Raw genomic sequence first — 7749 nt, 5'->3', positions numbered from 1 at the left:
ATAGGAGGTATAGGTCGGTCTCATCGAAGTCGGGATGGGGGACACGCTCGACATGGGCGAGGTGTAACCCCCGAGGCTGCGCTACAGAAACACCATGTGGCCCAACTCTAAGCTGTCAAGTGAGAAACGAGAGTGCCTGTGGATGACCCGATGGATCGGTACGTCGGACAGTTGGTGAACCAAACCCCGGATCAGCAGCTAGTCGCGCAACGCCGGGCCGACATCAACCGTCTACTCAAAGCAGCGGGGATACTCTCGACCTTCGAAAGCGGATCATTCAATCACGGCACCGCGATACCGAAGCACAGCGACGTTGACCTCATGGCTCGCATCCCTTACTCGTGGCGCGCGCTCGCGCCCTACTCGGCCCTCGTGAAAACCAGGGATGCGCTCGCCACCGAGTCCTATCGGTTTTCCTCGCTGAAGATCAGCAGTCCCGCGGTGAAGGTTCAGTACTCGTACGGCCCCAGCTTCGAGGTTGCCCCTGCATACTTCGACCGCCTAACTCCCGGCGGCGATGACGTGTTCGAGATCCCGGCACCCGGAGAGTGGGTGGCCTCGGCCCCCTCCGCCCACAACCGCTATGTCAGCAGGCAGAACGACCGATTGGGTAAACGGGTCAAGCCGCTCGTACGTCTGCTGAAGGCATGGAAGTACCACGCCGACGTACCTGTCTCCTCGACCTACCTCGAACTGCGAACTGCGGAACATGCGGCGGGAGAGTCAAGCATCCACTACCAAATCGACATGAGTTCCATCCTGAGAAAGATCGTCGTAGCGGACTTTCGGGAGATGAACGACCCGATCGGGATCGTCACCCGGATCCGACCTTGCTCATCGGAGGACAACCGGCGAAAGGCCTTGGCAGCCGCCAAAAGCGCAAAGGACTACCTTGCGATCGCGAGGGAAGCGAAGGACAGAAGCGACACCTCATCGTATTGGAAGGCCATGTACTCGATTTTCGGCTACGACTTCCCTTACCCAAGGTGGTAGAAGGGTGTCACTATGAGCGACCTCCGGATTGACCTACGCAACGAAGCAGACGTCCTTCTCGACAATCTGGAGTACACAGAGAGGGCGCACTACGCGGCTGCCGAACGGCGCCAAAGCATGCACTGGTACATCGGTGGCATCGCAGTCGTCGCGAGCGCTGCCGCTGCGATAACAGTGAAGGTATGGCCTCTGGTATCGGCGATCCTCGCCGGGGTCGCCAGCGCTTGCGCCGCCGTTCTCACACTTGTGAATCCGAAAGAACTCACCCAGCGCCACCTGGACTGCGGACGTGACCTCGGCGCACTGAAGGTCGAAATTCGACAGATGCGAAACCTTGATCTGGGTTCGGCGGAGCCTACGGATCTACCCGACATCAGGCAGTCACTGGGCAAGCTCGCCGAGCGCAAGGCCACCATCGATCGCACTGCGCCCGGATTGAACGAACGCGCCTTTGAGCGGGCGCGCGCCAAGATCGAGCGTGGCGATTTTCGGACCGAGCTGCCCGCGTCCTGACCACTGGAGCAGCTGAACGACCGGCTCGTGCCCCGGCTACGCGCTGCGTCCACGACACGACTGAACCGGGAACCCGGATCGACGTGGTCGCGGCGCGCGTGACCAGCGAAGTAGCATTGATGAGCTGGGCTTTCTACACCACTCGATACCGAATTGAGGTTGGTCGATGAAGCGTTCCGAAGATGGTCAGCGTGAGCCGGAGTCTGTTCGCGGCTCCGGGCATTTCGAAAAGTCCATGGAGACCCTCGGTGGTCCAGACCCTGAGGTCACCTCGCTAGGCCAAGAGCAGAACCCCGCCAGCACGGCCAAGGATGATTGGGGCGATATCGACGACTAGGCCGCTGCAGTGACTCCGAACAGCTGGTTGACGATCCTCGCGTTCTTCCTGTTCATTGCTCCAGGGTTGCTGTTCGACTGGATCAGCGCGTATAGGAAGGTCCCCCGCAAGGAGAGCACCTTCACCGAGATCTCCCGCGTCGCGCTCGTTTCCACGGCGTGCAGCGTCGCGGCGTTCCTGACGCTGCTGCTCTGCGCCGCACTGTTGGCATTGCAGGACCGGAAGCCGTTCCCAGTGCCCTCGGCCATGCTCAAGCAGCCCAACACCTACATCGCCGACAACCTCGTGCGCGTCAGCGTCACCATGATCGTCATCGCTGGCCTGGCGATGGTCTTCGCCTGGCTGTTGACCGCGATCGTCCACCATGGCGATAAGGGCAAGATCTTCTACGAATCGACGTGGCACCGTGCGTTCAGGGAATACCAGCCAACCAAGGACATGCGGGTGCACGTGCGGGTCACCCTCACCGACGGCACGATCTGGTTCGGATGCGTACGTGACTTCTCCCCGGACATGGAAGTCCTCGACCGCGAACTGATCCTGCAACCGCCGATCCTGTGCAAACCGACCCATCGCGATTCGGACGGAAACCGTGTGCGCGTCAGAATGCCGGAAAGGTGGAAATTCGTGATCCTGCGCGGCGCGGAGATCGTCTCGATCGCCGTGGCCTACGCACCCCCGCTATCCACCATGGCCGACCAAGGCGGAACGCCGCTCCCGCCACCCGCCGAAACAGATACTGCCCCGGCGCAACCGTAGCGAAGGGCTGCCCGGCTGTCCGATTCAGTTGAGCCGGCAGCGTAGCTCATAGACGTGGGCGCGGTCCTCGTTGTCGTCGAGCCCACGGACCGCGCGGTCGACCAGGCGCAGCTCCGCGGCGAGCAGCTCGCGTTCAAGGGCCGTCCGGCGAAGATCAGTTCGTCGGCTCGGCCGGGACGTCCTGGTGCGCTCGTCTGCGCGCTTGCCGCCGCCGGGCTCGTGATCCACTCTGGCGGTGGTTGTCCCCGCAGTATTTGGCGGGGCGGCCGGGTGCGCCGGGCTTGCGCTGTCTGAGTTCTCTACCGCACCACAGGCAGAGCGTCCCGGCGGGGACACGGTCGCCGAGGTAGGTGAGCAACAGTCCGCGCAGGACCGGATCCGCCCGGATCCTGCCGGTGAGCTTTCTGATCAGTGCGGCGTTGTGGTCGGGGTCCACGCCGGTGTTGATGAGGATGTAGTCGAGCAGGTCCTGATCATGGCGAGGCAGGACCTGACGGACGAGGGCCAGATCGTGGGTCAGGTAGCTCTGAGCGACGCGCTCGCCCACAGGGTCGCGGTGGCCGCGGGGTGTCCTGCTCACCGCTCTGTCCCTTCCTCGATCCTGGTGGGTCGTCTCGGCCTACGTCGGTTCCCCGCGGGAAGTGTGAGGCGGCGGCAGATCGTAGCGACGACGGCCTCGACGATGCGGGGGATGTCCTCGCGGTTCGCCCGCAGCAGCGCGGTGATCGCCATCGCGAGGACGGCCAGGACGAGAACGAGCACGGGCAGCTGCATCCAGAACGCTGACCAGGGAGCGAGCTGGATAGCGGCGGATGCGAGATGAGACGACACGACACCTCCGAAACAACAATGGCCCCCGACCGAGGGTCGGGGGCCTGGATGGGTAACAGAAAAGGCCCCAGCGGATGCGCTGGAGCCTGCGGGCAGAACTGTGCTGCCTGGTGCAGGAGTCTAGCGCGACAACAAGGTTGGAGCAACGCCTGCGTTCACGCAGGTCAGCGCCGCCTCCTGTGACGTGCGCGGAGACCGGTCCGGGGAGATTTCGTGACACCCAGCATTTTTATGCTGAGTCGCCGAAAAGCATTAGAGCACCAAAGCATTTTGACGAGATTCAACTGCAGGGCTCCCACGATCCGTCGGGGGTGGTGTTCACGGTGCTGGCCGCGCTGTCGGGGATGGAACGCGAATACATCCGTGACCGCACCCTCCAAGGCCACGAATCCGCCCGCGCCCGCGGCAAATCCATCGGCGGCGCCAGCGTCTCCGACGACACCATGCTCGCCATGGCGCTACACCTACGTGGGAACAACCACAGCCTGCGCGACATCGCCTCCCGCCTGGTCATCACCACGGGAAAGAAGAAGGGCCGCCCCCGGCCACCGTCATGCGATTGCTGCGCGAGCACGACCAGGCCGCCGCCGGGGCTGACCGCGCCGACGCCGAACTCGCCGCGGTCCTGGGCAAGCTGCCCGCCGACTCACATCCCGGCCCGCCGACGGTAGAGCACTACGACGAGCTGCCGCCGCCGCGCCGTGTGCGCGGGTCCCGCGCAGACAGGTTTGATACCAAGAGCTAGATAAAGTAGCCCTGATCAGGTAGTATCACATCCACGTGATACACTGGACTTCGTGCATTTGTTCGAGATGATCGCCGAGCAGGAAGTCGTGGACTTTCTGTTGAGCTTGGGTCCTGAGGATCGCGCCCGCGCGGACTTCAGGGCGGGCCTTCTTGCTGAGAAGGGCCCGGAACTGACCATGCCTCATTGCCGCTACCTCCGGGATAGCGTCGGTGAGCTCCGCTTCGAGATCTCCCGGAACCGGAATGTCCGGATCACCTACTGGTTCCCGGGAGACAACAAGATCATTCTCCTGACCGTCTTCACCAAGTCGGCACAGCACGAGGCCACCGAGGTCAACCGTGCTGTGCAGGCGAAGAAGGTGTGCGAGAACGAACACGACCGGACGTACCACAACGTGTTCGAGACCTAATTCGATCCGGTGGGCTTTCGCCGCATCAGTAGCAGGCCGCGAAAGCCCACCCTCTCCATGACTTACCGCCCGGTGACGATTTCGGACAACAGCACACATCTCCACCCCGCTCCAACATCACTCAAACCCCAGAAACGGGAGGCCCGACCAGATGAGAAAACTATCAAGCCAACCCAGACTTTCCCGCCGTCCGCAGCGAGACCCGACTGTTCAGCGGTAGGACAACGACCAAGTCAGCGAAGAACTCGTAGCCTGTGGGAGCGGGTTATGGGAGCTCTTCAATCCTTCGGCCTCGGTGGTGCAGACCACGCCGGAGAGGTACGAGAACACCTTCCCCGGCTTCGCCGCATCCGGGCCGGGGAAGGCGCGCCAATCTCTCGCCGCAGAGAGAGAACCCAGAGGGTAGATAGACATGACCACAACAGGACGAAAGACCAGCCAGGAGGAATTCAACCGCCGCAGCACAGAGGTCCGCGCAACCCCGGAGTACCAGGCCGCATACCGCGCGGCGGAGATCGCTTACCGACTCGGTGAGCAAGTCCGGCAGGCGCGGGAAGCGCGGGGATGGACCCAGAGTGAGCTCGCCAAGCGAGCAGGGATGAAGCAGAACGCCGTCAGCCGATTCGAGGCAGGTGATGGTGTACCGACCATCCCAACTCTCGAACGCCTCGCGGGCGCACTGGAAGTGCAGTTGAGCATCGAGCTCACACCCGCGTAGCGAAGTTCAGGCATGATCGTCGGCACGACACCTGCGGTGAGAAGCAGGCGTGGCCGGTAGCCAGGCGAAACAGCGCTCGTCATACGAAGAGCTCAGCGCAGCAGACGGGCCCCAGGATGATCCTGGGGCCCGTCTGCTGCATGTGAGGTGTATCAGAGAGTTACCAGCAGAGGGGCGGGGGAGCGGGGGTCCTGGTAGTAATCGCCGAAATCCAACGAAATTCTCGTAGTGCCTGGTCAGCTGCGGTGCGGCGAGCCTCTATGAGGCTGGCTTGTCGAGGCGCCGGTAGATGGTGGGTCGGGTGACGCCGAACTCGGCGGCGATCTGGCCGACGGTGCAACGGCGCTTGCCGTGTTCGGCGTACATCTGCCGTGTCAGCGCGACCTGCCGTGGTCCGAGTTTGGGTTTCTGGCCGCCGGTGCGTCCGTGGCACGAGCGGCGGCAAGCCCGTCGCGGGTGCGTTCGGATCGTTGCAGTGGCGTTCGAGGTCGGCGACGAGATCTGCTGGTGGGACGACGGACACGGCCGCGGCGGCGAGCCCGACGACCCGACCGCCCAGTGGTTTACCGGGACCGTCGATTCGGTGTGCCGTCATCCCGCCGCGCCCGCATCCTGTCCACACTCGACTCACCGGGGACGTACACGTTCCCGATGCGGATCACCGAGCTCACTCCTTGGACGGAGTGAGCGCAAGCTCGGCAGCGGGGGTCACAGCGTTCCCAGGTACGCCAGGGCGGCCTCGACCAGGCGGCCGACGAGCTCGCCGGTCACCGCTTCGAGGGCTTTGAACCCGGCGACTGCGAGCAGCCCGTATTTCAAATTGCTACGGGTGGAGCGGTGCTGCGCAGGTTCGGTTGACGGGTGCACGGCCATGGTGCGGGACCGTACGAAGCCGGGGCGGCGGCGCCCGATGCGTCGATATCGGTCGACGCACCAAACGATCGGTCGGTGGTCGGTATCCCTTGCGGTGGAGCTGTTTTCGTTCATGCCTCAAACCGTGGTGTACCGGTTTTTGCATGTTTCAGTCCTATTAGTCCGGGCTCTGAGTGTGGGTTTCGGCGGCGCCTGTAGCAGACGGCTCGGCGACTGTTGCAGTCGGTAAATGCAGGTCAGTTGCCGAGGATGGCGGTCCGCTCTTCCTCGGTGAAGTGCATCAGACCCGGTGTGGCCCAGTGCTGTTTGCGGTAGTCGATCCATTCGCCGGCGCGGGTCTCGCGCAGCATCGCCTCGCGCCAGCGGGCCTTCTCTACCTCGGGCAGGTTGGTGGCTTCGAGCTCGCGCACCTTGTCCGCGCGGCAGGCGATTCCCCACGGGATCTGCTTGGGCGCACCGGTGAGGTCCGGCCAGCCCGCCGCCTCGGCAGCCGCGGCGTTGGCGTCGTTCACGGAGTCGTAGTCGGTCATGGATCCAGAATGCATGCAGGCACCGACACCTTCGAGTTCCTATCTGCTGGCCTGAGAAAGGTCTGCGACCTGCGCAGTGTCCGGTTTTACGCACAAAAATGAGGCGGCACGAAACAGCAGACGACCCTGGTACCCGAAATGGGGTACCGGAGTCGTCTGCTGTTTCACCCGGTCAGTGCACAGGCACGCGCTCGCCGTTGTATTCAGCGGTGAGGTCAGCCGGGATTACGCCGACGACCGTGCGCTTACTCTCGCCGAGCGGCGCTGACCTTATCCACCGGCCACTCGAGGAACTCCGCGACTTCTTCGTCTGTTGTTCCTCGCGACCCGATCCAATCTGCAAGCGCTGTACCCAGACTCGTCGGTACGCCCTCGATGGTCGGCAGGTCTGCAGCTTCAGGTCGGATGTGGTCGATGTGTATCCACGTATCTTCGGGATCGAGACGCTGGGCAGTCTCGTGGTACCCATCGAGACCATCGGCGCCGTAGGCGATCCTGGCACCGGTGGCCCAGTCCGTGATTTCCCACGTGTCCCGATCGATCTGCCCACCGTCCACAATGCGTCGCCCCTGCGCCTGAAGCGCTTGGATTTCAGCGTCTCGCAGGTCTGTCTCACCGGCTTGGTCTGATAGCAGAGCGCGAACATAGGCCCTGACAGAGTCTGTGCCACTTCGGCCAGCGCGACCTGCGGAGCTGCCCACTTCGCGCGCAGCGCGTGTGTAGCCGACGCCGGTCTCGGCCATCCGCTGCCGAACAGCGCGGCTCCGAGCCCTATTGGACTTGCTCATCACGACTCTTCCTCTGGACTCCCACGCCGCCCAACAAGGTTGGAAGGCAATCGAATCGCGCTGCGTCGGAGACGGCTTGTCCTCAGTAGCCAGCCACTGCGTGGGAGATCGCCAGCTTGGAGTCAGGTGGGCGCGGCCCACCTGACAGAACTATATCGCCAGAGCTCGGCGCGGATCAGCTCAGTTGAGGCGGCCGCGCGCTCGACGTAGTTCGTAGACGTGGGCGCGGTCCTCGTCGTCATCGAGCCCA

Annotated in this window: 12 protein-coding genes; 7 read left to right on the top strand and 5 right to left on the bottom strand. The window is 63.5% G+C overall.

Translation table 11 applies throughout. From position 1 onward, the window contains the following. The first annotated feature begins 138 nt into the window (after nt 1–138). The 4 genes from NA12_RS32780 (at nt 139) to NA12_RS32770 (ending at nt 2602) form a co-directional block, all read left to right on the top strand. Nucleotides 139–993: an SMODS domain-containing nucleotidyltransferase gene (locus NA12_RS32780; RefSeq protein ID WP_132370384.1), complete on the top strand. Its 855-nt coding sequence runs from the start codon at nt 139–141 to the stop codon at nt 991–993. A 12-nt stretch (nt 994–1005) separates the two neighbouring features. Then, the gene (locus NA12_RS32775) at nt 1006–1506 is read left to right on the top strand and encodes an SLATT domain-containing protein (RefSeq protein WP_132370382.1); all 501 of its coding nucleotides are present in this window, start codon (nt 1006–1008) and stop codon (nt 1504–1506) included. 166 nt (nt 1507–1672) lie between these two features. Continuing rightward, on the top strand, nt 1673–1843 hold the full coding sequence (locus NA12_RS34045) for a hypothetical protein (RefSeq protein ID WP_157106433.1): 171 nt from the start codon (nt 1673–1675) through the stop codon (nt 1841–1843). Between the two features lie 9 nt (nt 1844–1852). After that, entirely contained in the window at nt 1853–2602 is a 750-nt protein-coding gene (locus NA12_RS32770) for a DUF6338 family protein (RefSeq protein ID WP_067460695.1), read from the top strand. Between the two features lie 154 nt (nt 2603–2756). Here NA12_RS32770 and NA12_RS32765 read toward each other — a convergent pair whose 3' ends face one another. Then, on the bottom strand, nt 2757–3182 hold the full coding sequence (locus NA12_RS32765; RefSeq protein ID WP_132370378.1) for a hypothetical protein: 426 nt from the start codon (nt 3180–3182) through the stop codon (nt 2757–2759). Then, nucleotides 3179–3433 carry a hypothetical protein gene (locus NA12_RS32760; RefSeq protein ID WP_067460689.1) on the bottom strand — a complete coding sequence of 85 codons (255 nt, stop codon included), beginning with the start codon at nt 3431–3433 and terminating at the stop codon, nt 3179–3181. The genes NA12_RS32765 and NA12_RS32760 overlap by 4 nt, the downstream gene beginning before the upstream one ends. Before the next feature lie 311 nt (nt 3434–3744). Between NA12_RS32760 and NA12_RS33420 the strand changes: the two genes are divergently transcribed. The 3 genes from NA12_RS33420 to NA12_RS32740 all read left to right on the top strand — a co-directional run bounded on the left by NA12_RS33420 (nt 3745) and on the right by NA12_RS32740 (nt 5308). Beyond that, nucleotides 3745–4104: a recombinase family protein gene (locus tag NA12_RS33420; protein WP_207905679.1), complete on the top strand. Its 360-nt coding sequence runs from the start codon at nt 3745–3747 to the stop codon at nt 4102–4104. 126 nt (nt 4105–4230) lie between these two features. After that, the gene (locus NA12_RS32745) at nt 4231–4590 is read left to right on the top strand and encodes a type II toxin-antitoxin system RelE/ParE family toxin (RefSeq protein WP_132370376.1); all 360 of its coding nucleotides are present in this window, start codon (nt 4231–4233) and stop codon (nt 4588–4590) included. Nucleotides 4591–5002: 412 nt separating this feature from the next. Then, nucleotides 5003–5308 carry a helix-turn-helix domain-containing protein gene (locus NA12_RS32740; protein ID WP_067460676.1) on the top strand — a complete coding sequence of 102 codons (306 nt, stop codon included), beginning with the start codon at nt 5003–5005 and terminating at the stop codon, nt 5306–5308. A gap of 258 nt (nt 5309–5566) precedes the next feature. Here the strand turns inward: NA12_RS32740 and NA12_RS35115 are convergent, their stop codons facing one another. The 3 genes from NA12_RS35115 to NA12_RS32730 form a co-directional block, all read right to left on the bottom strand. Beyond that, a complete protein-coding gene (locus NA12_RS35115; protein WP_207905678.1) occupies nt 5567–5674 on the bottom strand; it encodes a TetR family transcriptional regulator in 108 nt (35 codons plus the stop codon). Nucleotides 5675–6016: 342 nt separating this feature from the next. Beyond that, nucleotides 6017–6181 (bottom strand): hypothetical protein, encoded by a 165-nt coding sequence (locus NA12_RS34040; RefSeq protein ID WP_157106432.1) that lies wholly within the window; start codon nt 6179–6181, stop codon nt 6017–6019. Between the two features lie 236 nt (nt 6182–6417). Then, the gene (locus NA12_RS32730) at nt 6418–6711 is read right to left on the bottom strand and encodes a hypothetical protein (protein WP_067460673.1); all 294 of its coding nucleotides are present in this window, start codon (nt 6709–6711) and stop codon (nt 6418–6420) included. Between the last annotated feature and the right edge of the window lie 1038 nt (nt 6712–7749).

The organism is Nocardia alba NBRC 108234 (assembly GCF_001612665.1).
GTDB classification, from domain to species: Bacteria; Actinomycetota; Actinomycetes; order Mycobacteriales; family Mycobacteriaceae; genus Nocardia; species Nocardia alba.
The sequence above is the reverse complement of the archived record's forward strand: the minus strand, read 5'-3'. Positions and strand labels throughout refer to the sequence as shown.